Here is a 478-nt window from a genome sequence, read left to right on the forward strand (position 1 = left end):
CCTACTTTACTAGCAAAGGACAAAACAGCTATACATGATTTAAAGCTCTGTTCTACAAAGGTTTGTTTGTGCAGTATTTTCCCAATAAAAGCTTTTGTTTCAGGGCCTATTTTATTGGCCCAACTAATAAAATACTCTTCACTCCAACCTGCATTATATTGACTTTTTGGCGGTAAATGCTCCTTTAAGGTTGAGTATCCACTAGTTCTCCTATTACGAGGATGAACAGCAATGCGTTGATAGTTATGATAGATTTCAACAATATTTTGATCTACAATAAGAGTTACTTTCTTTCCTAAGTACTGATATGGAACACTGTAGTGGTGTTTGTCCTCTCTAAAATCAACGTGATAGTTTTTTAATACAGTAGCTGTTTTATAAGTTTTAATTGGATATAAATCGATTGGTAAAGCTTTAAGAGCTTGTTTTTCAAAATCCAAGAACATCTCTGTTCGGCTGCTTTGTTTCTTCTGAAAAG

1 protein-coding gene is annotated in these 478 nt (G+C 33.9%); it reads right to left on the reverse strand.

The window, feature by feature from the left end; translation table 11 throughout:
• Positions 1 to 478, reverse strand: a 478-nt coding sequence (locus GOQ24_RS13345; RefSeq protein ID WP_410505197.1) for a Mu transposase domain-containing protein, incomplete at both ends; no start/stop codon positions are given.

It is taken from the genome of Myroides sp. LoEW2-1, from assembly GCF_009767705.1.
Classification (GTDB): domain Bacteria; phylum Bacteroidota; class Bacteroidia; order Flavobacteriales; family Flavobacteriaceae; genus Flavobacterium; species Flavobacterium album_A.